Genomic DNA, 26,270 nt, shown 5'->3' with positions numbered 1-26,270 from the left:
GCTGAATCTCAAAAGCTAGTAGATGAATACGAATTATGTAACATTTGTGTGTCTCTGCTCCCTGTGCGCACATAGCGTTGTCCGGCACATGATTATGATAGCTTCAGACTTCCTTCCCTTAAAGGCCTATCCTTCAATATCCAAGGCAGATAGCATGATTGAAATCAAAATAATCTAACAAGCGATAACACTTCCAAAGGGATGTCTATTTATATCCGACAACTTACTTCTAATGTTTCACGTGAAACATTGCAAGTTATCAGGTGCATCCACATCGTTGATTTTATTCTTATTCATAAGCGCTGCTTGAACTGAAAAATCTCCCTTTAGAGGTCAGCCTTGGTTCTGTTTAATAAATTCCGCACAAAGGGTGAGCGCGTGATCAAAACCTAAAGATACTTCCGTATAGACTTCCTCCCACTCGGTGATCCGAGTTGAATTTTTATGTGACTTCACCCCACGCCCCAATCTATAGAATAGATAAACGCACTGATGGACTTACCTAACGAAATTAAAATAAAAAACGGTCTCTATGTATTTCATTTATGAATAATTAACCACCGACCTGCCCGCTCAAGACAAATCTTACACAGTCAAAAAAAGAGAAGAACTCCATAGAGTCCTTCTCTTTGATTAGTTTACTTGTCTTCTTGCAAAGCTTGCTTCCGCAAGAGAGGCCGGAGTCATTGATATTGCCTTAGATTGGAGTTGCAAGAACTTACACAATCGGCGTCTTGCTGGCCGTACCCGCCTTGCGGGGATACTTGGAAGGCGTGGCTCCCTTTTTATCGATCACCACGATATGCCGGCCAGATTCCTCTACGGGTAAGGAGAACGAATGAACCTTGTTCAAAGCCCCTCTCAGCTCCTTCAAACTGCGAGCCGCCTCCTTCACCTCTTCCGTAGGGTCACTGCCCTTCATAGCGGCGAATCGCCCCCCTACCTTGGTGAAAGGTAGACAGAACTCGTTCAACACAGCCATGCGAGCAACTGCTCTTGCGGTGACCAGATCGAACCCGTCACGGTACCCCTGCTTACGAGCAACCTCTTCCGCACGTCCGTGAATCAGTTCAACCCCAGTCAGGCCAATCGTATCCACAACATGTTTCAGAAAGTTAATTCGTTTGTTAAGCGAATCCACAATCGTCAGTTTCACATGCGGGAAACATATTTTCAGAGGAATACCTGGGAAGCCAGCGCCTGATCCGATATCCGCCAGATTGCCGATTTGCGTCATATCCACGTAAAAGGCGAGCGTAATCGAGTCATAAAAATGCTTCGTATAAACTTGCTCCCGTTCGGTAATCCCGGTTAAATTCATTTTCTCATTCCACTCCACCAGTATTTCGTAATACATCTCGAACTGGTGAAGTTGTTTCTCATCAATCGTAATCCCGTGCTCACCGAGCCGGTCAACAAAAGCCTTCTGAATGTCGTCCATTCCTTATCCTTTCGCTGCGGTTACCCGGTTATAATGCTCCAGGTAAACGAGAAGTATCGAAATATCCGCTGGCGTTACACCTGCAATGCGTGATGCCTGACCGATGGAGATCGGGCGTATCTTGTTCAGCTTCTGCCGAGCTTCCATGGCCAGTCCGTTGATTTCGTCATAAACGATATCTTCGGGAATGCGTTTTTTCTCCATCTTCTGCAGCTTTTCCACATGACCCAGCTGTTTCTCAATATAACCCGCATATTTGATTTGAATTTCGACTTGCTCCTTCATTTCCTCATCCAGTTCATAAGGAGAAGGAGAGAGCGACTCAATCATCGCAAACGTGATTTCCGGACGACGCAGAATCGTCAGCATATTGCTTCCATCCACAATCGGTGCAGAACCGGCCGCTTCAAGCATCGCATTCACTTCAACCGGCTTCACCTTCGTTTGACCAAGACGTTCGATCTCCTGCTCAACCAGCTGCTTCTTCTGAATGAATTTAGCATAACGCACTTCTGAAATGAGGCCGATGTCATGGCCGATTTCAGTAAGACGCAGATCGGCATTATCATGACGAAGCAGCAAACGGTATTCTGCACGGGAGGTGAGCAAACGATAAGGCTCATTTGTCCCTTTGGTCACCAGGTCATCGATCAGCACTCCAATATAACCCTGGGAACGATCCAGTATAACAGGCTCTTTGCCCTGCACTTTACGTGCTGCATTGATTCCCGCCATAATGCCTTGTCCTGCTGCCTCTTCATAGCCCGAGGTTCCATTGATCTGTCCGGCTGTGAACAGACCCGGCAGTTTTTTCGTTTCCAAAGACGGCCACAGCTGTGTTGGCACCATCGCATCATACTCGATAGCATATCCGTTACGCATCATTTCTACCTTCTCCATTCCGGGAATGGAACGAAGAACCGCAAGCTGAACATCCTCCGGCATGCTGGTGGATAACCCTTGCACGTAGTATTCTTTCGTATTTTTACCTTCAGGCTCAAGGAAAATTTGATGTTTCGGTTTGTCGGCAAAACGAACGATCTTGTCCTCAATGGATGGGCAATAACGTGGCCCAGTACCTTCAATAACGCCAGAGAACATCGGTGCGCGGTGAAGGTTGTCATTGATGATCTGATGCGTATCCACCGACGTATACGTCAACCAGCAAGGAAGCTGCTCATTGTCGGAGGACTTTGTTTCATAAGAGAAGAACTTAGGCTTCTCATCCCCAGGCTGAATTTCGGTCTTGGAGAAATCAATCGTATCCTTATGCACCCGCGGTGGCGTACCTGTCTTGAAGCGAACAAGGTCAAATCCAAGCTCGCGCAGGTTATGCGCAAGTTTTACTGACGGCTGTTGATTGTTCGGACCGCTCTCATACATCAATTCACCCATAATAACTTTACCGCGCAAATACGTACCGGTTGTTAGCACAACGGCTTTCGCACGATATTCCGTACCCGTCTGCGTTACGATCCCCACGCACACACCATCTTCTACGATGAGCTGATCCACCATACCCTGACGAAGGGTAAGCTTCTCTTCCTTCTCCATCGTCTCTTTCATGGTATGCTGATAAGAAAACTTATCCGCTTGAGCACGCAGTGCGTGGACAGCCGGACCTTTACCTGTATTCAACATACGCATTTGAATGAAGGTTTTATCAATATTGCGTCCCATTTCTCCGCCGAGTGCGTCGATTTCGCGAACGACATGGCCTTTGGCAGGCCCTCCAATGGACGGGTTACAAGGCATAAAAGCAACCATATCCAAGTTGATGGTAACCATCAACGTTTCAGCACCCATTCGTGCAGATGCAAGTGCAGCCTCGCAGCCGGCATGTCCTGCACCGACTACAATCACGTCATAAGTGCCACCCATATAGCTCATAGCTCACCATCCTGTTCTTATTGTGTTATATACGTAATCAAAGGGCATCCTACCTCGGATATCCCTGTAATTGCTGAACTGTTCCTACTATATATAGTAATCCTTGGAGCTTATTTACCCAAGCAAAACTGTGAAAAAATCTGATCAATGAGCGAATCGCCAACCGCTTCGCCCAATATCTCACTTAACTGCTCCCAAGCCATTCTCACATCGATTTGGATCATATCGATCGGGATGAGCTGTTCAGCCGCATCGTAAGCATCCTGCAGCGACTGCTTGGATTTCTTCAGCAAAGCGATATGTCGCACATTGCTCACATACGTCAGATCTCCGCCTTCAATCTGGCCGCTGAAGAATAAGTTGGATATGGCCTCTTCCAACCGGTCAATTCCCTCTTGTGCCTTCATCGACATGGGAACAATCAATTCATCGGGATAGTACCGATGCAGAATATCCAGATCGAGATTAGACGGTAAGTCCATTTTATTCATAATGACAATACATTGTCTACCGCGTATTTGTTCCATCAATTCCAATTCGTCCTGATGCAGCGGTTCACTGGCATTCAGCACGAGCAGAATGAGATCCGCTTCGTTTACCGCATGCTTGGATCGTTCAACGCCAATCTGCTCGACCACATCCATCGTTTCCCGGATGCCCGCCGTATCGAGCAGCTTCAACGGAATATTGTTAATGGTCACAAATTCCTCAATGACATCGCGAGTCGTCCCGGGTATATCCGTGACAATCGCCCGATTATCCTGGGCCAACGTGTTCAGAAGCGAAGATTTGCCCACATTAGGGCGACCAATAATGGCTGTCGTAATCCCTTCACGCAGGATTTTCCCTTCTTGTGCGGTCTTCAGCAGCTTATCAATTTCACCCATGACAAGCTGGCTTTTCTCTTTAATGAATTCTGAAGTAAGCGACTCCACGTCATGCTCAGGATAATCGATATTCACTTCAATATGAGCCAGCGTTTCGACCAAAGTATGTCGCAGCTCATTGATCCTACGGGATAACGTTCCTTCAACCTGCTTGAGGGCAACGGAAAAGGCGCGATTGGATTTCGAACGAATCAGGTCGATAACGGCTTCCGCCTGGGATAGATCGATCCGCCCGTTTAAGAAGGCCCGCTTCGTAAATTCACCGGGTTCCGCCAAACGGATGTTTAATTGAAGCAACAAATCCATCACCCGCTTGACGGAGATGACCCCACCATGAGCACTGATCTCGACGACATCCTCGGTCGTGAACGATCGAGGAGCACGCATCACGGTTACGAGCACCTCTTCGAGGTTTTCTCCCGTTATCGGATCTACAATATGACCGTAATGAACGGTATGGGAGTCCACTTCCGTTAACTTGTTTTTACTTTTGAATATACGCTCCACTTCCTGAACGGAGTCCGGCCCGCTAACGCGAATAATCGCAATGCCGCCTTCACCGACAGCTGTTGAAATCGCTGCAATCGTATCACTAAACATCGTTTCCTTCACCTCTTTCTTTCGTAAAAAACATCAGAATTACAGACATATCATATATAATCCAGCTGCTACATCTATCAACGTTAAAGAAAACCTCCTGCTGGAGTCTTCCTGTATATGTCTTTTTAAAAAACAATGACTCCCTCTTGAAGCTTAAGGAGTCATTGTTTATATATACTCTTCAACTCATTTAGGACGACTTGGGTGTAATGACAACCCGCCGGTTCGGCTCTTCGCCCTTGCTGTACGTCTTCACGGCTCCATGCGACTGGAGTTTGGCGTGAATCACCTTCCGCTCAGCAGCAGGCATAGGCTCAAGCACAATCTCTTTACGGGTCTTCAGAACCCGTCCCGCTAACCGATCCGCCAGATCCTCCAGCGTCTTCTTGCGACGATCACGGAAATTCTCGGCATCCAGTACGATGCGAAGATAGCTGTCGGAGTAACGGTTAGCTACGATATTCGCCAGATACTGAAGGGCATCCAGAGTCTGACCTCTGCGCCCGATCATTAGTCCAAGTCCGGCGCCGGAAATTTGAAGCGTGGTAAAGTCTTTCCCCTTCTCGACGTCAACCGAAATATCAAGCCCCATGGCTTGTCCGGTTTCAATCAGAAAGGTGATGGCTTCCTGGTAAGGATCCTTGCCTGCAAGCGAAGCTGTGCCAGGGCTCTCTGTATCCATGCTGACAGCAGGTTCCTGCGTCATTACAGAGGTATTAGAGACCTGAACCACTTTGGCTGGAACAGCTTGCGCGTTCGTAGGTGGTACTTCCTTCACAGATGAATCGCCGCCAGCACCGTCAGGCAGGAGCGTTAGTTCGACTTTCGCTTCCTTGACCCCGAACAGGCCCAGGAATCCTCTTGATGGCTGACTCAATACTTGAACCGATACACGGTCTTGACTTACACCCCATCGGGCCAGCCCTTGTGCGACAGCATCTTCAATGGTTTTTCCTGTTGCGACGATTTTACTCATCTCGACTTCTTGGCTCCCTTCGAACCTTTTTTCCCGCCTTTGCTGCCACTCTTTTTCCCGCCCTTGTTACCGCTCTTATTGCTCTTCTGACCGTCGGTTGCGCTGGCAACGCTTGCCACGAGAGCAGCCTTGTCATTGTTGCGGTACAAGAAGTAGTTCTGCACGATCGTGTAGAGGTTACTGTAGAACCAGTACAACGGAAGTGCCGAAGGGAACTGGAAGGACATTACAAAGATCAGAATCGGATAAACGAACAGCATGAACTGCATCATTCCCATTTGCTGAGACGGGTTCATCTTCATCATCATTTTCGTTTGGAAAAACGTAGTTACAGCGGCAAGCACCGGCAAAATAAACAGCTTGTCCGGTTGACCTAATTGCAGCCACAGGAATTCGTGATCACGAAGGAGATTGTTATAGTAAATCGAATGATAGAGTGCGATAAATATCGGCATTTGTACGATCAGCGGCAAACATCCCGCCATCGGATTAACCTTATTCTCCTGGAAGAGCTTCATCGTTTCCATTTGAACTTTTTCAGGTTGATCTTTATATTTCTCGCGAATTTTCTGAATTTCAGGCTGAATGGCCTGCATTGCCTTCGAGCTTCTGACCTGTTTCAGAGTCAGCGGTAAAATCAAAGTACGGACGATAAGCACCATCACGAGTACGGACAATCCGTATTCACCGTTAAACCATGTAGCAAACGTATCAAGTGCCCATGTAAAGTAATAAACAACGTTGCTCTGCCAAAAGCCTCCATTTTTCAAATCTTCAATGGTACGCGTTTGGTCAGCTCCACCAGGCGCACAACCTGATATAACGGCCACTGCAAGTATTACAGCGGTGAGGAGGAACCATTTCCCTCGTCTTGTCTTCATGAACGACACTTCAAAACCCCTCTCTTCGCCATTCCATTCCACGGTAAATCATAACATATTTATATGGACAAATAAACACATGGTTCAGCCCCTCTTCGCTTTCAGAAGGGACGATTTCCTCAATACATGAAGCACGCTTTTCTCCAGCTCCTGATATGACTTATCGAGTGCTCCCTTTCGAACGATAAAGATCAGGTCAATATGCTCGATAATCTGATGCTGATGGTGCCTGACAATCTCTTTAACCAGCCGTCTCATCCGGTTGCGGACAACCGCATTGCCGATCTTTTTGCTGCATGAAACGCCAACGCGAAACTGCTCTACCTCTTTTTTGCGTGACCAATATACAACAAATTGATGATTGGCGAAGGACTTTCCGTGTCGATATACCCGGCTGAAATCAGCGCGGTTCCGTAAACGAAGTTTTCTATGCACAAGTTTCTCCCGCCCTGCCGTTAATCAAGTTCAAGAATTAAACGTTTCTTTGGCATCTCTTCTATTATAATAGTATAGTCATGCCAAAACCGCTATAAACACTCACTTGGAATACTTTACTTTAAGACACACTATAGCTTATATCCTGCCGATTTCAAAAGGAAACTCCTCACACTGCAGGAGATATTACGAAAAAAAGACCACCTCGGTGGTCTTCGTGGCACAATATTAAGCGCTCAGTACTTTTCTGCCTTTTTGACGGCGGTTAGCCAATACTTTGCGTCCGTTCTTCGTGCTCATTCTTTTACGGAAGCCGTGTACCTTTTTACGTTTGCTTACATTCGGTTTGAAAGTCGGTCTCATGAATTAATGCACCCCCTTACAGGAATATGTCGTACCCATATTTTAAGATCATAACGTCAATCGACGCACTTTCACGGAAGAATAGACCGCGATTTGTTGAACCGACGTCTATGGACGTATCTCTTGTAAACAGACCGCTAAATGATAGCGGATAATGTTCTCATCTTCACAGAAAATGCCTTTATATATTTAATCACGTTCAGGCCCAAAAGTCAAACCTTAGTTAACTTCAGCAAGCACTTAAGTTTTCCACAAGTAGTCATTATTGCTAGTTTTGAATTATCCACATGGGGATAACCTATTTAAATAGGTTGTGGATGTCATTTTTCGATCCATATAACGCCTTTCATCCCTAAAATGTCCCTTATTTACACAGGAGCTATAAAAGAGTAGTATAAATAATTGAATTTAAGTTGTATACAAGTATACATCTAAGAAGGAGCTGCTTTGTTTTATGAAAATAGGCATGATCGGTCTGGGGAAAATGGGCCTCAATCTGGTTCAGAATCTAATTCATCATCAGCATCAGGTCGTAGCTTACGACTTAAATAAGGAATTGGTCAATCAAGCTGCCCAGTGTGGTGCCGAGGCCGCAGCATCAACTGAATTGCTTGTTGCCAAACTGGATAAACCCCGCATCGTTTGGATGATGGTACCAGCTGGAGATATCGTGGATTCCGTCATCGATTCCCTCACCCCACTCCTCGAGTCCGGTGATATTCTGATTGACGGTGGCAATTCACATTATAAAGATTCCAAAGCCCGTGCAGCGCGCCTGGCGGATCAAGGCATTTATTATTTTGATGCCGGCACTTCCGGCGGTATGGAAGGCGCTCATAACGGTGGCTGCTTTATGATTGGGGGCAACCGCGACGTATTCAACAGCATTGAACCCCTATTTAAGGATATGGCTGTTGAGAACGGTTACTTGTATGCCGGGGAAAGCGGCAGCGGTCATTTTCTGAAAATGGTCCATAACGGAATCGAATACGGCATGATGCAATCCATTGCGGAAGGCTTTGAAGTGTTGGAAAAAAGCGCGTTCGACTTCAACTATGAGGATGTCGCGCGGGTATGGTCCAATGGTTCCGTCATTCGGAGCTGGCTCATGGAGCTGACGCAAAACGCATTTTCCAAGGATCCGAAGCTGGATGGCATCAAAGGCGTGATGAAATCATCCGGCGAAGGAAGATGGACCGTTGAAACGGCACTTGAGGTTCAAGCCAGCGCTCCAGTCATTGCCATGTCGCTGTTCATGCGATATCGCTCCCTTGACCAAGATACGTTCCACGGTAAAGTCGTTGCAGCACTGCGTAATGAATTCGGCGGCCATGCGGTTGAGAAATCGGAATAGCATTAATTCTCTTCTATAACCTGCTGTTTCTTAAGGGCATCATGTCATAGCCTCTTTATGGTCCCTTTTCCTTTCGATGTGGTATCATTACCACTAGAGAAAATTAGAATCAGTACCGGATTGGAGAATTATGCTATGAAATTTCCCTCAACGTGGCTTCAAGGAGCCTCTCTTGGAGAGACCATCGCCAGTGAACTGAGATTACAGATTATTAGCGGTACCATCAAGCGCGGAGAAATCCTGTCCGAGAACCGGATTGCAGGTGAATTCGGCACCAGCCGATCTCCTGTGCGGGAAGCAATGAAAACGCTGTCCAGCGAGGGATTGATACAATTGGAGCGCATGGGCGCCGTTGTCATGGGCTTATCGCTTAAGGAAGTAGAAGAATTATACGATGTCCGTTATCTTATTGAGAGCTTTGTTCAAGGCCAAGTGTTTGCGAATCCCCAGCCGAAATTAATCCAACATTTAAAACAAATCGTTGATCGGATGGAGCTTGCCGCCAAACATGAGGACCCGGTTGAATTCTCCTATCAGGATTTGGCTTTTCATGAACGGATCATTACGGAAGCGAACCATAAACGGATTCTTCATCTGTGGAAGAGCATTCGCCCTATCGTAATCACAGTCATGTTAATTACGACCCGTCAGGTGTTCGGTGGCGGAGGCACCAAGATTCGGTATGTCATGGACAAGCATATTCAGCTTATTGCAGAGATGGAATCTCTGGATCCGGCACGGATCCAAACGGCAGTTCAACATTATTTCGATGATTCCCGTCAGACGCTTCATCTTAGTTTTCCGGAGGGTTAGCTTAATCCTCCCTTCCCCCCGTCTTACGAAACACAGTGTACGCTCTAAGTTGTCGACAAGTATACAATCAGAATTCAGCTTTGTTTTGGGTATACTACCGCAGAACAGCTCGATATGAACCATTTCCCAATTCAAAAGGGGTAATCTATAGGAGGAAGCAAGATATGAATTCACTATTCGGTCTCAGTCATAATGCTACATTAATGATTTGGACGCTGCTGACGATCGTCTTCCTGATCGTGCTGATTTCCAAATATAAATGGAACCCTTTCGTGACCCTACTGATCTCCGCACTGATCCTTGGCCTATTGACGGGCATGCAGACTGCGGATGTTATTACTTCGATCACCGGCGGACTGGGGGGAACGCTTGGGACGATTGCCATCGTTATCGCCCTTGGTACCATGCTCGGAAAAATGATGGCTGAATCCGGAGGCGCCGAGCAAATCGCGACCACCCTCGTTGATCGCTTCGGCGAAAAGCGGGTCCATTGGTCCATGATGATTGTCGGCTTTATCGTCGGTATTCCCGTATTTTTCGAGGTGGGCGTTATCCTGTTGATTCCTATTGTCTTCACGGTTGCACGCAAAACCAAAATGTCTCTGCTGCACATCGGCATTCCAATTCTCGCCGGATTGTCCACCGTTCACGGTTTGGTGCCTCCGCATCCCGCTCCAATGATTGCTATTGAAGCTTATGATGCGAACCTTGGCATGACGATCCTCTACTCGCTCCTGGTCGGGATCCCTGCAGCGATACTGGCCGGTCCGGTGTTCGGCAAATTTATCGGCAAACGGATCCGAACCGAACCACCCGAGGAACTTGCCGAGCAGTTCTCAAGCAAAGCTGAACGCGGATTACCCGGCTTCGGCATCACTTTGTTTACAATCTTGCTGCCGGTCATTCTGATGCTTATCGGTTCCGCAGCCGATATTATCGATCCGGAGTCCACCAGCTTTATAGCCGTGTTCTGCAAATTTATCGGTCATGAAGTCATTGCACTGCTCATCGCTGCAGTCTTCTCCTTCTTCTCGCTGGGATTCGCACGCGGCTTTAATAAACATGATCTGTCCCGCTTCACCAGCGAATGTCTCGCTCCGATCGCTACGATCATTCTGATCATCGGTGCGGGCGGTGCATTCAAGCAGGTTCTGATCAACAGCGGCGTCGGCAATGCCATTGCCGAAATTGCAACCGGTGCAAATATCAATATCATCCTGTTCGCGTGGCTTGTAGCCGCACTCATTCGAGTTGCAACCGGTTCCGCCACTGTAGCCATGACGACTGCCGCTGGGATTGTCGCTCCTGTGCTTGCCATGACGCCTGGGGCTAACGTAGAGCTTGTGGTGCTTGCTACCGGGGCAGGCTCCATCGTACTGTCTCACGTGAACGATGCCGGCTTCTGGATGGTAAAAGAATTCTTTAACATGACGGTAGCCCAGACGCTGAAATCCTGGACCGTGATGGAGACAATTCTGTCCCTGACCGGACTGGTGTTGGCTCTGGTTCTCAATGTAATTGTATAATGAAGCAATAAGACACATGGGGGCTCCCGGAATGCTGATATTTTGACAGCGAACCGGGTGCCCTTACGTAGAAAGAAGGTATGTCTCTTGAGTACTCAGAACTATATGATCGGTGTCGATATCGGAACAACCAGCACCAAAGCCGTGCTTTTCAAGGAGAATGGTGAGGTTGTAGCCAAAGCTGGCGGCGAATATCCGCTGCTCACCCCTACTCCCTCTACGGCGGAACAAGATCCGGAGCAAATCTTTCAGACTGTCATTTCCTCTGTCCAAGGGGTCATGTCGCAGAGCGGGATTGATCCGGCTCAAGTTCTGTTCGTATCTTTCAGTGCGGCGATGCACAGCGTCATTGCCGTAGATAGCCAAGGCACCCCGTTGACTCGCTGCATTACCTGGGCCGACAACCGCAGTGCTGCCTGGTCTGCAAAGCTCAAAAAAGAACTCGGCGGCATGGAGCTGTATCTTAGAACCGGAACTCCGATTCATCCGATGTCACCTGTGACCAAGCTGATGTGGATGCGCCATGAGCTGCCCTCCCTCTTTCATCAAACAGCCAAATTCATTTCGATTAAAGAATATGTTTATTTCAAACTATTTGGCCAATATATTGTAGACCACTCCATTGCCTCCAGTACCGGAATGATGAACCTCGAGGCACTGGCATGGGACCAGCAGGCGCTCGAGCTCGCTGGCATCACGGAGGACCATTTATCTACGATAGTACCGACGACACATATCATAGAAGGCCTGAAAATAGAGTATGCCGCAGCCATGGGGCTCTCCACTTCCACACCCTTCGTGCTTGGCGCTGCCGACGGCGTGCTGTCGAACCTCGGCGTGAATGCCATCAAACCGGGAGTCGTTGCCGCTACCATCGGTACGAGCGGTGCAATCCGTACGGTTGTCGACAAACCGATGACTGATCCGAAGGGTCGTATTTTCTGCTACGCATTAACGGAGAAACACTGGGTCATCGGCGGCGCGGTTAACAACGGCGGCATGATTTTCCGCTGGGTTCGCGATGAATTTGCCGCCTCCGAGGTCGAAACGGCCAAGCGGCTCGGCATCAATTCGTATGATGTACTAACCAAAATCGCGGACCGTATTCCGCCAGGCTCGAACGGACTGCTATTCCACCCGTACCTGACCGGAGAACGTGCGCCGTTATGGGATCCGAATGCCCGAGGGTCGTTCTTTGGTTTAACCCTGAATCATAAAAAAGAGCATATGATCCGCTCCGTGCTGGAGGGCGTGATCTTTAATATGTATACCGTTCTGCTGGCGATGGAGGAACAAATCGGCCGGCCGGCCAAAATCCATGCCACCGGCGGTTTCGCCCGTTCACCGATCTGGCGGCAGATGATGGCGGATATTTTTGACCAGCAGGTGATCGTGCCGGAGAGCTACGAGAGCTCTTGCCTTGGCGCCGTAGTCCTTGGTCTGTACGCTACAGGAAGAGCGGATTCACTCGACATTGTAGAGACGATGGTTGGCGGCACCCATGAACACCAGCCTGTGAAGGAAAGTTCTGATGTTTATAAGGCTCTGCTGCCAATCTTTATCCGCATTTCGCGGAAACTGGAAGAAGATTATGAAGCCATTAGCCAATTTCAGCGCCGATTCGAGCAATCGTAAGCTTACTATAGTAAGGAAAACGTCTATCTACGTACATTCTAGAGAAAACAGACCCGCGATTAGATGTTGTTTTTCTTGCAATATCAGGTAGGCCAAGTTTCGAAGTTTATACTTTATCTGAAAAAAAGCCCGTTTTCGATGGATCCGATCCATGGCGAAAACGGGCTTTTTTTGTCATAATGCCTGTGTGAAAAATATCCACAGTGAGAATCCCATGCCGAAAATTCCCCCTGCCTTACACATAAAGAAGTAGAAATCGCTGGGCTCCGGACTTTCAACCATCCAATTCGAGGGCGATATATGAAACAAAAAGCGTTGAAAGGCTTCATAACGGAATCCGCACCAGGCATAGATCAGCATCACGAGCGCCAAAATGAAGAATCCTACGCTGCCGTTGGGGTCATGATTCCGCACGTCGGAAGCCTTCACCAGCTCTGAGGGGAAGTAGCGAGGCTCTTCCGGATCGGATCGGTGGACTTGCCCCGTTCCATCACTGAACCTGATGCCGGGCACCACCATTTCTCCCTTCTCGTCGTATGAAAGAAAACTCCGATCTCCAAAAGGCTTCGCTCGGTAGGTTTTACCGTCAGGATAACTCACTTCATATGACGCAGAATGGCCCGATTCCTTTCCATATTCCCGGATTTCATATATCTCGCCCGCAATCTCAACTTGTTTCTCTTCTTCATAAGTATGAACATAAATTGGCTCGCCGCGGCCAAATGAAGCCCTATATTCGATGCTCCCGCTTCCCAAATCGGCATATTTGGCGTACTTTAGTCCTTCCATATGAAACACTTTCTTCGAATAATAGCCCTGGGCCCACACGGTAATTAGAACCAATGCGGCCGCCAGAGCGAGTAGTAACCCTATTCTTCTCCACTTCAAGGCCTTCCCTTCCGTCCGCATCCTTGATTTCCCCATTCCGATTTTTACTAATCATACGGTCCCTTCGCAAAAAAAGTTTCAAAAGCCAGAGGGTTGCCTGTTACCAACTTAAGTCCCTAATAAATTGCCGTTATACGACACCAATCGCGCTTTAGAGGAAGTTTCTCTTGCGAGATAAGGATGCTAAGCCTCGGATGTTTATACTTTCTTATCTCTTCAAAAAAAGCCCTCAAATGGAAATCTATCGATTCCATTTGAAGACTATCCACAGTCATTTTTCACCCTTGGTCGATTGATTGGCTGCTAGAACATTCAACCATAAGTTATGAACAGATGGTGAGAGAAGAAAATTCTGCATGCGAATCGGACAACCTGTGAATAATTTTTCGCGTTTTGAGGCCAATGATGTCGAAGGCTAAACAAATTATAAACAATATATAGTGGTGTGAATAAAAATTATGCACAACGTATTGAATTTGTGGATAAATTAGCGACATACATTGAAAATAAGGCCTTCTTTTGCTATGATGATATTACTTTTGGTTGTGAATATGTGAATGAAGCTATAATATTATCAACAGGCTGTGGATAAAGTTGTGAACAATTTCAATTTATCCATATTTTTTTGTTTCCACAGGAGTTAGTTCTGGGGATAATTAGACATCATTCATTTTCTTTCGACAATTCCACACATGGCTCTAGCCACATTTGGAAGATTTAAAGGAGTGACAGTTTTGGAAAGCCATACTTCCGAATTATGGCAAGAAATATTATCGATCATACAAACCAAGCTGAGTAAACCGAGTTTTGACACTTGGTTTAAAGCGACCAAGGCATTGACCATTAACGATCACTCCGTCGTCATTTCAGCACCGACAACGTTTGCTGTGGAATGGCTGGAGAGCCGATACACCAAGCTGGTTAGTGCAACCGTACTGGAGGTGGTGGGCAAACAGGTGGATGTCCGCTTTGTCATTGAAGAGGCTAAAGGACATGAACCTGTTCCGCAGCAGCCCTCGCCGCCGCTTGAAATATCCGGGGAAGAAATTCAGTCTCATATGCTGAATCCGAAGTATACGTTTGATACCTTTGTCATCGGTTCTGGCAACCGGTTCGCGCATGCTGCCTCGCTCGCTGTTGCCGAAGCTCCGGCTAAGGCGTATAACCCATTATTCCTATATGGTGGAGTTGGTCTTGGAAAAACGCACTTGATGCATGCCATCGGCCACTATATTTTGGAGCACAATCCCAGCAGTAGAGTCGTGTATATTTCCTCCGAGAAATTCACCAACGAGTTCATCAACTCCATTAGGGACAACCGGGCTGAAAGCTTCCGCAACAAGTACCGTAGCGTCGATATTCTGCTCATTGACGATATTCAGTTCTTGGCAGGCAAAGAATCGACGCAGGAGGAATTTTTCCACACGTTTAACGCCCTGCACGAAGAGCGGAAGCAGATTATCATATCCAGTGACCGTCCGCCCAAGGAGATACCGACGCTGGAAGAACGGCTCCGTTCCCGGTTCGAATGGGGATTGATCACCGATATTCAACCACCGGATCTGGAGACGCGGATCGCTATTCTTCGCAAGAAAGCGAAGGCCGAGAATTTGGATATTCCGAACGAAGCCATGATGTATATCGCCAATCAGATCGATACGAACATTCGTGAGCTCGAAGGTGCCCTGATCCGTGTCGTTGCCTATTCCTCCCTGACCAATCAGGACGTAACAACTCATCTGGCAGCCGAAGCCCTGAAGGATATTATTCCGTCCAGCCGGCCGCGAATGATTACGATTCAGGACATCCAGCAAAAGGTCGGCGAGTATTACAACCTGAGGATGGAAGACTTCAAAGCCCGCAAGCGGACCAAAGCCGTCGCGTTTCCGCGGCAAATTGCCATGTACCTGTCCCGCGAATTAACCGACTTTTCCCTTCCCAAGATCGGAGAAGCATTCGGAGGCCGGGATCATACCACTGTCATCCATGCCCATGAGAAGATTACCCAATCTCTGAAAAATGACCAGGAGTTGTTCAAAGTGGTCAATAATATTACGGAGAAAATCAAAAATCCAACCTGAACAAGTTCAAAGCCTATGCACAATCTATACACATGTGGATAGGCTTAATTTTATGCCTTTTCCGGGGCTTATCCACATATTCAGTGCCCCTATTACTATTACTAATAATAATTAATAAATAATTTAACCATAAAGAGGGGAATCCTCTTGGCATTCGCCAAGTGAAAAAACCCCTCTCATTTTTCCGTAAGGAGTGAAATTGATGAAAATCAGCATATTAAAAAATGTATTAAACGAATCCATTCAACACGTATCCAAGGCGATTTCCAGCCGAACCACGATTCCGATCCTCAGCGGCATTAAACTGGATGTCACCTATTCAGGTGTCACACTAACTGCTAGCGATACTGATATTTCCATTCAATCGTTTATTCCTGCGGAAGATGAGAAGCATACCATCGTCCAGGTAGAGCAGCCTGGTAGTGTTGTGCTGCCAGCCAAATTTTTTGTTGAAATCATCAAGAAACTCCCTTCCCAAGAAATCCAGATGGAGGTAAAAGAAAACTTCCACACCTTTATCTCTTCGGGAGCTACGGAAATTCAGATGGTGGGCTTGGACCCGGAAGAATTCCCGGTATTGCCCAACATTGAAGACAGCCAAACCGTTTCTTTGCCTGGAGATCTGCTGAAAAATATGATTAAGCAAACGGTGTTCTCCATCTCCACCCATGAAACAACACCTATTCTGACTGGGGTATTATGGAGTCTGAACGACAATGAGCTGAAATTTACCGCTACAGACCGTCACAGATTGGCAACTCGCTCCGCACAGCTGGACAATGTGCAGGACATTTCGTTCAACAATGTCGTTATTGCCGGTAAAACGCTGAATGAGCTGAGCAAAATCATTCCGGACCAAAATACGCTGGTCGATATCGTTGTGGCCGATAATCAGGTATTATTTAAAATTGACCGTGTTCTGTTCTATTCTCGTATACTGGACGGCATTTATCCCGATACTTCTAGAATTATTCCAACATCGCATAAAACAGAACTCGTTTTGGACACAAAAAAATTAAGCGAGTCGATCGACCGCGCCTACCTGCTCTCCAAAGAGGAGAAAACGAACATTGTTCTCCTGCAAACGATGGAACATGGCGGCATCGAGATCTCTTCCAGCTCCTCCGAGCTTGGTAAAGTTCGTGAAGAATTGGATCTGGTCGATTTCAAAGGGGAGCCACTGCGCATCTCGTTCAACTCCAAATATATGCTGGACGTGCTAAAAGTGGTTGAAAGTGAACAGCTGATGATCGCTTTCATGGGAGTTATGAGCCCGATCATTCTTAAACCGCTCGACGACAGCAAGAGCCAATATATTATTCTGCCGTATCGTACAGCCAATTAAAGTTATCCCCATGTTGATAGGGATGAAAGGACGAAGTCATGAAACAAATATTTATCCACAGTGAATATATTAAGCTGGATCAGTTCTTGAAGCTTTCAGATTGCGTATCCACAGGTGGGATGGCGAAGGCGCTGCTGCAGGAAGGAGCAGTTCTGGTCAACGACGAAAAGGAAGAGCGGCGCGGACGCAAACTGGTTCCTGGCGACATCGTCAAGGTGGAGGATTGCGGAACGTTTCAGGTGGCAGCACAATAGACAGCCTCCCGCAGCCGCTTTGGCGCTACGCGCGGAAGACGAGGGAGAGGATAAGCTTGTTTGTCAAAAATGTCAGCCTGCAGCACTATCGAAACTACGAGAAGCTGCAGCTTGAGGCGTTTGGTGACGTTAATTTGATTATCGGACGCAATGCTCAGGGAAAGACGAATTTGATGGAGGCGCTCTTCGTGCTTGCTTTAACGAAGAGCCACCGTACCTCCAAGGATCGCGAATTGATTGGATTCGAGCAATCCAGTGCCCATATATCAGCCGAGATCGACCGCAAGTACGGAGCTTTGAAGCTGGAGCTGAGCTTATCCCAGCAGGGGAAGAAAGCAAAAATCAATGGACTTGAGCAGCGAAAGCTTAGCGATTTCATCGGCTCGCTCAATGTCGTGATGTTTGCACCCGAGGATCTGGAGATTGTCAAAGGCACGCCGGGGGTTCGCCGCCGGTTTCTTGACATGGAGATCGGCCAGGTGGCACCAAGCTACTTGTTTCATCTGCAGCAATACCAGAAGGTGCTCGTGCAGCGCAACAATCTGCTGAAGCAATTATGGGGGAAGGGCAGTGCTGAACAAGCGATGCTGGACATTTGGAACAGCCAATTGGCAGAACATGGTGTTAAAATCGTCAAGAAGAGGAAACAATTTATAAAAAAGCTGCAAAAGTGGGCTGAAAGCATCCATCAGGGAATCACAAACGGCCTGGAAGAGCTCTCTTTACACTACCTTCCGTCCTTTGCTGACGCGGAGGAAGAAGATGAAGCTGTCTTATTTGAGACATTTATGATAAAATTATCACAAATGAAAGAGCAAGAAATACGGCGTGGTATGACATTGGCAGGTCCTCATCGAGATGATCTGGCTTTTTATATTAATGGCAAAGAAGTCCAAACGTATGGATCTCAAGGTCAGCAGCGGACGACAGCGCTATCTTTGAAACTGGCTGAAATCGAGCTGATACAGGAAGAGATCGGTGAATATCCGGTGCTGCTTTTGGATGATGTGCTTTCTGAATTGGATCCGTACCGGCAGACACAATTGATCGAGACATTCCAGAGCAAAGTGCAGACATTCATCACGGCGACGGGCATTGAGAGTTTGAATACCGACAAATTGAAGGGTGCCAGCATTTTTCATGTCCATGACGGACAGGTGGGCTCTTAAGGAGTGATTCCATATGTATATTCATTTGGGCGGAGAGAAGATCATCCGTTCGTCGGAGCTGGTTGGAATTTTTGATATCTCGATAGAGAAATCTTCAAAAATCTCCAAGCAGTTCGTCACGCATGCCCAGCAGCATAAAGTCGTGGAGATGATTGGCGAAGAAGATCCGAAATCCATTGTGGTGACGAAATCGATCGTCTATTACTCTCCGATCTCCTCTGCAACGCTTAAGAAGAGAGCCAATCATTTTGTAGCTCAGGCATAACAGAATCTGTAGAAGTAGGTGAAGGCATGTCTATGAATCAACCGACATATGATGAGAATCAGATTCAGGTACTGGAAGGATTAGAAGCCGTTCGTAAACGTCCGGGGATGTACATCGGGTCTACCAGTGCTAAGGGTTTGCATCATTTGGTATGGGAAGTTGTGGACAATAGTATTGACGAAGCGATGGCGGGAATATGCGACCATATCGAAATCATTGTCCATGAGGATAACAGTGTTACCGTTGTCGATAACGGGCGCGGAATTCCGGTCGGCGAGAACGCCAAACTGAAGAAGTCGACGCTGGAAGTCGTTATGACCGTTCTTCATGCCGGCGGTAAGTTTGGCGGCGGTGGATATAAAGTATCCGGCGGTCTGCATGGTGTTGGTGTCTCAGTTGTGAATGCACTGTCTTCGAAAGTCGTGGTTCAGGTCAAACGTGATGGGCACATCTACCAACAGGAGTATCATCGCGGCGTACCTCAATATGATATCAAGATCATCGGGGATTCCGACGATCACGGGACAACCGTAACCTTCCTGCCGGATTCGGAGATTTTCACGGAAACAACGGAATATGATTACAACACGCTGCTGACACGGATCCGTGAGCTGGCGTTCCTGAACAAGGGCATTGCGCTTACACTGACGGACGAACGCACGGGTGCCTCCGACTATTTCAAATACGAGGGCGGAATCATTGAATACGTCAAGTTCCTGAATGAGAAGAAGGAAGCGCTGCACGAAGACCCTATCTATGTTGAGGGTTCACGGGATAATATTCAGGTCGAAGTGTCGCTTCAGTATAACGACAGCTATACCGAGAATATTTATTCTTTTGCAAATAATATCAACACGCACGAAGGCGGAACGCATGAATCCGGCTTTAAGAGTGCGCTCACTCGAATCATCAATGACTATGCCCGCAAAACGGGATTGATCAAAGATAACACCAACAACCTGTCGGGTGACGATGTGCGTGAAGGATTGACGGCAATCATCTCCGTCAAAGTACCGGAGCCGCAGTTTGAAGGGCAAACCAAAACTAAGCTCGGCAATAGTGAAGTACGCGGAATTGTGGAATCCTTGTTCGCTGAGAAGCTGCAGGAGTTCCTGCAGGAGAATCCGTCGGTTTCCCGTCGGATCTTGGAGAAGGCGCTCCAGGCATCACGTGCTCGTGAAGCGGCGCGTAAAGCCCGCGAGATGACACGCCGGAAGAGTGCGCTTGAAGTCAGCGCATTGCCTGGTAAACTGGCAGACTGCTCTTCCAAGGATGCCTCCATCAGTGAGCTGTACATCGTCGAAGGTGACTCTGCCGGCGGATCCGCCAAGCAGGGACGCGATCGACATTTCCAAGCCATTTTGCCGCTTCGGGGTAAAATTCTCAACGTGGAAAAGGCGCGGCTTGACCGTATCCTCTCCAATGCGGAAATCCGGGCGATCATTACGGCGCTGGGCACAGGGATTGCGGAAGATTTCGATCTGTCCAAGGCCCGTTATCACAAAATCATTATTATGACCGATGCCGACGTCGACGGTGCGCATATTCGTACCTTGCTGCTGACGTTCTTCTACCGTTACATGCGTAAGCTGGTAGAAGCGGGATATATCTATATAGCCCAACCGCCGCTCTTCAAGGTCGAGCGCAATAAGGTGATCCGTTATGCCGGCAGTGAGAAAGAACGCGACCAGATCATTAAGGAATTCGGTGAGAACGTCAAAATTAACGTACAGCGCTACAAAGGTCTCGGCGAGATGAACGCCGGACAGCTGTGGGAGACGACGATGGATCCGGAGAGCCGTACCATGCTTCAGGTGACCATCGAAGATGCGATCCTGGCCGATACGTTGTTTGATACCCTGATGGGCGATAACGTTGAACCGCGACGGGATTTCATTCAGGAGCATGCGAAGTCGGTCCGTAATTTGGACGTATAAGGTTTTCATTCAAAAAGGGGCATCCCAAGGTCTGTGAAGGCCTCAGGGTTGCCCCTTTATTTTTACGATGGATGTGGATTTGGTGTGCTCGTCATATAACCTAAATTTGGGGGATTAATTAATATATCGCATGCTAACCGGTCTTTTTGGCTTTTTTCTTGGTGGATAAGTTACGGCCATAAGCGGTAGCATATTTCTTAACCTGTTTGTAGATGCTGGGATCTTTGAAAAATTTCTTGAACGGGAACAGTGCAGGTTTGGTATTAACCTCCAAGATCCAGATGTTCCAGCTTTTATCAATGGCAATATCCAAGCCGATTTCTTTCAGATTGGGATAGGATTTCTGCAGCTGGGCTGCGACATTCACCCCAAGCGTATTCAGCTCTCTTCGGATATTCTCTGCCTCTTCTGCCGTCATATGCTCGGTCATCAGCGGTTTATAGTGTTGAACCACGCCGCCGCTGTGATGGTTGGTAATGATTTTATTATTGGCTGCTACCCGGCCAATGATTCCTGTGCTTACCCACTGACCCGATGGACTTTTCTGTGTAAGTACTCGAAGATCAAAGGGGTTACCCTTATGACTAAGCAGATGGATGCCTTGCTGAATCAGATACGTCTGGCCCTGGAACAGAGTGCTCAGTGTTTTATGGAGACCCTCCAGAGAGGTAAATATTTCGGTTTTCTGTTCATAACGAAGCTTGTAGGAAGTAGTCGTGGTTTCATCGGCATCAGCATCAGCGTTTTGGGAATGGAGCTGTTCGACTGACATGACGCCGATACCGTAGGTCCCCCGGTCAGGCTTGATATACACAAGCTTATGTGTACCGAGCATGTCTTCAAGCGCCTCCAACGAATATTGGCGGGTGGAGGGAACATAAGAGACGAGACCTTTATTTTTCAAGAGTATTTTCGTTTTCGCCCACTTGCTTGCAACGCGTTGAATAGTCAACCATCTTCATCCTTTCCAGTTGTATGATGGGAGTGACAGGATTTGGCCTGTCGCGTAATACAAACTCGTGTTGATCCGGTTGATTTGAAAGAATGGGGGCCATCTCCAGCAAGAGAGCCTATACCCGGAAAACATAGGACAAGTATGACAAACAGTGGTATAATATAAAGATGTGATGATACGAAAAGTCCTGTGCAATGCATTGTATGTGAAAAGGGGCACGGAGGACAGGGCGTATATCCCGATTTCCGGGCAAAATCATTCTTTCACTTGATCCATCCCGTGTTTAATTGTGCACGGTTTGTGAAAGTAATATAATAAAGGTTAGTGCGTTTTTAGGTTTCTGATCACTATTCTGCTTTTTTCACATAGATCAAGGCATGGTTGATAGGAAAATGAAGGAGGTCCAGCATGGCGGAAGAAAATTTCTCCCAAATCAAAGATCGTGACATTGGTACCGAGATGCGCGAGTCCTTTATGGACTACGCGATGAGCATCATTGTCAGCCGGGCTTTGCCGGATGTACGGGACGGAATGAAGCCAGTACACCGTCGTATTTTATATGCGATGTCTGAACTTGGAATGGCCCCGGATAAACCGCATAAGAAATCGGCAAGAATTGTTGGCGAGGTTATCGGTAAGTACCATCCTCATGGTGATTCCGCAGTTTATGAATCCATGGTTCGGATGGCGCAGGACTTCTCCATGCGTTATATGCTTGTTGATGGACACGGAAACTTCGGTTCCATTGACGGCGATATGGCAGCAGCTATGCGTTATACCGAGGCTCGTTTATCGAAGATTGCTATGGAAATGCTGCGTGATATTAATAAAGAGACTGTAGACTTTGCTCCTAACTATGACGGTGAGGAACAGGAACCGGTCGTTCTTCCTGCGCGTTATCCTAACTTGCTGGTCAACGGCGTATCCGGGATCGCAGTAGGTATGGCTACCAATATTCCGCCTCATAATCTCGGTGAAGTGATCGATGGCGTTCAGGCGATGATTCGAAACCCTGATATCACACCGATGGAGCTGATGGAATATATTCAAGGACCGGATTTCCCGACAGCGGGATATATTCTGGGACGTGAAGGGATTCGTCAAGCCTACCGCACGGGCCGAGGGTCCGTTACGATGCGGGCGAAGGCGACCATTGAAGAGAATAATAACAACAAGGCGCGCATTGTCGTTCACGAGATTCCGTATCAGGTGAACAAGGCTCGTCTGGTTGAGAAGATCGCGGAATTGGTTCGCGATAAGCGGATTGACGGCATTACGGATCTCCGCGACGAGTCGGACCGTAACGGTATGCGGATTGTTATTGAGCTGCGCCGAGACGTCAATCCGAATGTCGTTCTGAATAACCTGTACAAGCATACGGCCATGCAGTCTAATTTCGGTATTAACATGCTGGCCATCGTAAACAATGAGCCGAAAATTTTGAACCTGCGTGACGTGCTGTTCCACTATTTGGAGCATCAGGTCGTCGTTATCCGTCGCCGGACCGAGTTTGAACTGAAGAAGGCGGAAGCTCGGGCTCATATTCTCGAAGGTTTGCGGATTGCGCTGGATCATCTCGATGAGGTTATTGCCCTCATTCGTGCGTCACAGACCACAGAGGCTGCCCGCGAAGGCTTGATGGAGCGTTTCGGTCTCAGTCATGAGCAGGCGCAGGCTATTCTGGATATGCGTTTGCAGCGCCTGACCGGACTCGAACGCGAGAAGATTGAGAACGAGTACCAAGAATTGCTGGCCAGAATCGCGGAACTGCGCGAGATCTTGGCTAATGAGCATCTTGTGCTTCAGATCATCAATGATGAGCTACAAGAGATTAAGGAGCGCTTCTCTGATGAACGCCGTACCGAAATTACGGTCGGGGAAGACAGCATCCTGGACGAGGATCTGATTCCACGGGAAGAAGTGATCATCACCATTACGCATACCGGTTACATCAAGCGTCTGCCTGCGAACACCTATCGCAGCCAGAAGCGGGGCGGCCGCGGCGTTGTGGGGATGGATACGAAGAGTGAGGACTTTGTCGAGCATCTCTTCGTCACGAATTCTCACCACTACCTGATGTTCTTCACGGACAAAGGGAAGGCGTACCGGTTGAAAGCTTATGAGATCCCAGAGCTTAGCCGTACCGCCCGCGGAACGCCGATCATCAACCTGATTCAGATTGAACAGGGCGAGTCGATCAATGCCGTGATCCCGGTGGAGAACTTTGACAGCGATAATTTCCTGTTCTTTGCAACGCGCCAGGGTGTCGTTAAGAAAACCCCACTTGAGGATTATGTCAATATCCGCAAGGGCGGTCTGATTGCGATCAACCTGCGCGAGGATGATTCCCTGATCGAGGTTAAGCTGACAGATGGTCAGCAGGAGATCATCATGGGTACGGCGCAGGGAATGTCCATCCGCTTCAAGGAGAGCGATGTTCGCTCGATGGGAAGAAGCGCGACGGGGGTTAAAGGAATTACCCTGGATGACCATGATGAAGTCATTGGCATGGACGTGGTGGACCAGGAACTTGATATCCTTATTGTAACGACCAAAGGTTACGGCAAGCGGACGCCTGCAAGCGACTACCGCAGCCAGACCCGTGGCGGTAAAGGCATTAAGACCATCAATATTACGGAGAAAAATGGACCGGTTGTGGCACTTAAGGTCGTGAAATCGGAAGAGGATCTCATGATTATTACGTCTAGCGGCACCATCATCCGTACGAGCATGGAGGGCATCTCTACCATGGGCCGTTATGCTCAGGGCGTGAAGCTGATCAACATCCGTGAGGATGATTCCGTAGGTACCGTGTGCCGTGCGGATAAGAGCGATGAGCCTGAAGCGGGCGAAGAGGAAGAAGAAGGTCAAGATGGCACGGAGCCGCTTGAGCCGACGGAAGAATAAACGAAAGTATCGGGCATGGATGCAGATTTGCGTTCATGCTCTTTTTTTTGTCTTACCGGATTACAAATTCAGGGAATTGGTATTGTACAGGCCGCGAAAGACAAACTATAATATGTATAATATAAGGTGAAGTTTGCTGCTATGACGCAGCTTAATAGATGGAGAGGTTGATCATGACGATCAAAGCCGTGAATGAAGTGGTGGCTGGAGTAAAGCTGGCCAAAGATGTGTATACGCCTCTGGGAGGCCTTTTGCTTCAAAAAGGGAAGGTCTTGCTTCCCCGGGATCTAGAGGTATTGAAAGCTTTCATGGTGGACCATCTTATTGTGGAATCCGTTGAGGCAGACAGCACTAGAATACCGACCGTAAAATCCGCCGGACAGAAGCCGTCGCTGATCTTTACGGGAAATCAACAGGGCAGTGGGAACGAAGAGGTACCTGTTCGAAAAGACTTGGCCTTGCATGAGGAATACGATAAGACCATGATCCTGGTCAAAAACTGTTACCAATCCGCCATAACGGGCGAGCTGCGAATGTATGAAGTTCGTAATCAAATGGACAACTTATTAAAACACCAACATGAGTATCATATCCTTAAATTTATTCCACGCATGACCAATCGCCATGATTATCGCTATCACAGTGCAGTATTGTGTGCCCTTTCCTCCTATAAGCTGGCACAATGGGTGGGGCTTCCGCAGAAAGATTGGATGCAAGTAGCCTTTGCAGGACTGCTGCATGATATCGGAAATGCCAAGATTGATCCGATTGTGTTGAACAAACCTTCCAAACTAACCGACGAAGAGAACGAAGAAGTACGTCAGCATACGACCTACGGTTATCAGATTCTCAAGAATGTTGCGGCGGTGAATGAAGGAGTTCGGCTGGCAGCTCTCCAGCATCACGAGAAAGTAGATGGCTCGGGGTATCCACTGCGGCTGGAGGGGAACAAGATTCATATCTATGCCAAGATCGTTGCTGTTACCGATATCTTTCATGCGATGACACTGGATAAGTTCTATCGAAATGCCCAATCGCCTTATGTTGTGTTGGAACAAATCCAACTGGAGGCCTTTGGCAAGCTGGATCCAAAGATCGTTCAGACTTTCATCCAAAAGGTAACCTCCTTGCATTCAGGTACTCGAGTGCGGTTGAGCAATGGCACTTCGGGAGAAATTGTATTTACGGACGCCCAGCATTCAACGAGACCGATGGTATCGGTTCAGGGAGAGATTATTAACTTGATGCAGCAGCGCCAACTCTATATAGAAGAAGTCATTTATTGATTTCAAAAAAAGGGTTGACCTACATAGGAATGCTGTGATATATTATTTCTTGCCGCTTCTGAGCGGATATATATCGCAGCTTTCAATGAAATAAAAGTTTTCAAAAAAAAGCTTGCTAAATAATTGAGATTGTGATATATTATAAGAGTTGCTGGTGCGAACGAGATTCGCTAGTGACGAAGAAGTTGATCTTTGAAAACTGAACAACGAGTGAGTAAAACGAACCACTTAGGTGGAACGTTGAAATAGAGAATTGAACAAATTCTCGTCAGTTAAGAAATGAGCAAATCAAACACTTTATTGGAGAGTTTGATCCTGGCTCAGGACGAACGCTGGCGGCGTGCCTAATACATGCAAGTCGAGCGGACTTGATGGAGTTCAT

The 26,270-nt window shown here is 47.6% G+C and carries 21 protein-coding genes and 1 rRNA gene; 13 read left to right on the top strand and 9 right to left on the bottom strand.

Annotated elements, in window-relative coordinates:
* Window positions 1-718: 718 nt before the first annotated feature.
* From rsmG to rpmH, 7 genes are all read right to left on the bottom strand, one after another.
* The gene (gene rsmG, locus J7E85_RS25935; protein ID WP_098749600.1) at window positions 719-1,441 is read right to left on the bottom strand and encodes a 16S rRNA (guanine(527)-N(7))-methyltransferase RsmG; all 723 of its coding nucleotides are present in this window, start codon (window positions 1,439-1,441) and stop codon (window positions 719-721) included.
* Window positions 1,442-1,444: 3 nt separating this feature from the next.
* Window positions 1,445-3,331, bottom strand: a complete 1,887-nt coding sequence (gene mnmG, locus J7E85_RS25930; RefSeq protein ID WP_215162875.1) for a tRNA uridine-5-carboxymethylaminomethyl(34) synthesis enzyme MnmG — start codon at window positions 3,329-3,331, stop codon at window positions 1,445-1,447.
* A gap of 110 nt (window positions 3,332-3,441) precedes the next feature.
* The gene (mnmE, locus tag J7E85_RS25925; protein ID WP_215162874.1) at window positions 3,442-4,818 is read right to left on the bottom strand and encodes a tRNA uridine-5-carboxymethylaminomethyl(34) synthesis GTPase MnmE; all 1,377 of its coding nucleotides are present in this window, start codon (window positions 4,816-4,818) and stop codon (window positions 3,442-3,444) included.
* Window positions 4,819-5,008: 190 nt separating this feature from the next.
* The gene (jag, locus tag J7E85_RS25920) at window positions 5,009-5,794 is read right to left on the bottom strand and encodes an RNA-binding cell elongation regulator Jag/EloR (protein WP_215162873.1); all 786 of its coding nucleotides are present in this window, start codon (window positions 5,792-5,794) and stop codon (window positions 5,009-5,011) included.
* Window positions 5,791-6,684, bottom strand: a complete 894-nt coding sequence (locus tag J7E85_RS25915; RefSeq protein WP_215162872.1) for a YidC/Oxa1 family membrane protein insertase — start codon at window positions 6,682-6,684, stop codon at window positions 5,791-5,793. The genes jag and J7E85_RS25915 overlap by 4 nt, the downstream gene beginning before the upstream one ends.
* 75 nt (window positions 6,685-6,759) lie before the next feature.
* Window positions 6,760-7,110, bottom strand: coding sequence for a ribonuclease P protein component (gene rnpA, locus J7E85_RS25910; RefSeq protein ID WP_009591465.1), 351 nt, complete (start codon window positions 7,108-7,110; stop codon window positions 6,760-6,762).
* Between the two features lie 228 nt (window positions 7,111-7,338).
* Complete coding sequence (rpmH, locus tag J7E85_RS25905) at window positions 7,339-7,473, bottom strand: 50S ribosomal protein L34 (RefSeq protein ID WP_006207379.1); 135 nt, start codon at window positions 7,471-7,473, stop codon at window positions 7,339-7,341.
* A gap of 454 nt (window positions 7,474-7,927) precedes the next feature.
* Here rpmH and gnd point away from each other — a divergent pair, with 454 nt between their 5' ends.
* From gnd to gntK, 4 genes are all read left to right on the top strand, one after another.
* The gene (gene gnd, locus J7E85_RS25900) at window positions 7,928-8,827 is read left to right on the top strand and encodes a phosphogluconate dehydrogenase (NAD(+)-dependent, decarboxylating) (protein ID WP_215162871.1); all 900 of its coding nucleotides are present in this window, start codon (window positions 7,928-7,930) and stop codon (window positions 8,825-8,827) included.
* 135 nt (window positions 8,828-8,962) lie between these two features.
* Window positions 8,963-9,640: a GntR family transcriptional regulator gene (locus tag J7E85_RS25895; RefSeq protein ID WP_215162870.1), complete on the top strand. Its 678-nt coding sequence runs from the start codon at window positions 8,963-8,965 to the stop codon at window positions 9,638-9,640.
* 164 nt (window positions 9,641-9,804) lie between these two features.
* Window positions 9,805-11,166 carry a GntP family permease gene (locus tag J7E85_RS25890; protein WP_215162869.1) on the top strand — a complete coding sequence of 454 codons (1,362 nt, stop codon included), beginning with the start codon at window positions 9,805-9,807 and terminating at the stop codon, window positions 11,164-11,166.
* An 87-nt stretch (window positions 11,167-11,253) separates the two neighbouring features.
* The gene (gntK, locus tag J7E85_RS25885) at window positions 11,254-12,801 is read left to right on the top strand and encodes a gluconokinase (RefSeq protein ID WP_215162868.1); all 1,548 of its coding nucleotides are present in this window, start codon (window positions 11,254-11,256) and stop codon (window positions 12,799-12,801) included.
* Window positions 12,802-12,975: 174 nt separating this feature from the next.
* Here the strand turns inward: gntK and J7E85_RS25880 are convergent, their stop codons facing one another.
* A complete protein-coding gene (locus tag J7E85_RS25880) occupies window positions 12,976-13,689 on the bottom strand; it encodes a DUF6199 family natural product biosynthesis protein (RefSeq protein ID WP_251036053.1) in 714 nt (237 codons plus the stop codon).
* Between the two features lie 734 nt (window positions 13,690-14,423).
* On the opposite strand from J7E85_RS25880, the gene dnaA reads away from it, so the two are divergent.
* The 6 genes from dnaA to gyrB all read left to right on the top strand — a co-directional run bounded on the left by dnaA (window position 14,424) and on the right by gyrB (window position 20,740).
* Window positions 14,424-15,770, top strand: coding sequence for a chromosomal replication initiator protein DnaA (dnaA, locus tag J7E85_RS25875; protein WP_285228853.1), 1,347 nt, complete (start codon window positions 14,424-14,426; stop codon window positions 15,768-15,770).
* 202 nt (window positions 15,771-15,972) lie between these two features.
* Window positions 15,973-17,115 carry a DNA polymerase III subunit beta gene (gene dnaN / locus J7E85_RS25870; RefSeq protein ID WP_215162865.1) on the top strand — a complete coding sequence of 381 codons (1,143 nt, stop codon included), beginning with the start codon at window positions 15,973-15,975 and terminating at the stop codon, window positions 17,113-17,115.
* Window positions 17,116-17,153: 38 nt separating this feature from the next.
* The gene (gene yaaA, locus J7E85_RS25865; protein ID WP_076326305.1) at window positions 17,154-17,369 is read left to right on the top strand and encodes a S4 domain-containing protein YaaA; all 216 of its coding nucleotides are present in this window, start codon (window positions 17,154-17,156) and stop codon (window positions 17,367-17,369) included.
* A gap of 56 nt (window positions 17,370-17,425) precedes the next feature.
* A complete protein-coding gene (gene recF / locus J7E85_RS25860) occupies window positions 17,426-18,538 on the top strand; it encodes a DNA replication/repair protein RecF (protein WP_076326306.1) in 1,113 nt (370 codons plus the stop codon).
* Window positions 18,539-18,551: 13 nt separating this feature from the next.
* Complete coding sequence (gene remB / locus J7E85_RS25855) at window positions 18,552-18,803, top strand: extracellular matrix regulator RemB (RefSeq protein ID WP_071219299.1); 252 nt, start codon at window positions 18,552-18,554, stop codon at window positions 18,801-18,803.
* A gap of 26 nt (window positions 18,804-18,829) precedes the next feature.
* Window positions 18,830-20,740 carry a DNA topoisomerase (ATP-hydrolyzing) subunit B gene (gene gyrB / locus J7E85_RS25850; RefSeq protein WP_215162864.1) on the top strand — a complete coding sequence of 637 codons (1,911 nt, stop codon included), beginning with the start codon at window positions 18,830-18,832 and terminating at the stop codon, window positions 20,738-20,740.
* A gap of 133 nt (window positions 20,741-20,873) precedes the next feature.
* Here gyrB and J7E85_RS25845 read toward each other — a convergent pair whose 3' ends face one another.
* Window positions 20,874-21,692, bottom strand: a complete 819-nt coding sequence (locus tag J7E85_RS25845) for a YheC/YheD family protein (protein ID WP_215162863.1) — start codon at window positions 21,690-21,692, stop codon at window positions 20,874-20,876.
* A gap of 411 nt (window positions 21,693-22,103) precedes the next feature.
* Here J7E85_RS25845 and gyrA point away from each other — a divergent pair, with 411 nt between their 5' ends.
* From gyrA to J7E85_RS25830, 3 genes are all read left to right on the top strand, one after another.
* Entirely contained in the window at window positions 22,104-24,602 is a 2,499-nt protein-coding gene (gyrA, locus tag J7E85_RS25840; RefSeq protein ID WP_215162862.1) for a DNA gyrase subunit A, read from the top strand.
* Window positions 24,603-24,775: 173 nt separating this feature from the next.
* Window positions 24,776-25,888, top strand: coding sequence for an HD-GYP domain-containing protein (locus J7E85_RS25835; RefSeq protein ID WP_215162861.1), 1,113 nt, complete (start codon window positions 24,776-24,778; stop codon window positions 25,886-25,888).
* 297 nt (window positions 25,889-26,185) lie between these two features.
* A 16S ribosomal RNA gene (locus tag J7E85_RS25830) occupies window positions 26,186-26,270 on the top strand; the annotation flags it as partial.

Source organism: Paenibacillus sp. ISL-20, from assembly GCF_018613005.1.
Lineage (GTDB): Bacteria > Bacillota > Bacilli > Paenibacillales > Paenibacillaceae > Paenibacillus_AQ.
This window is presented reverse-complemented; position numbering and strand designations above follow the sequence as displayed.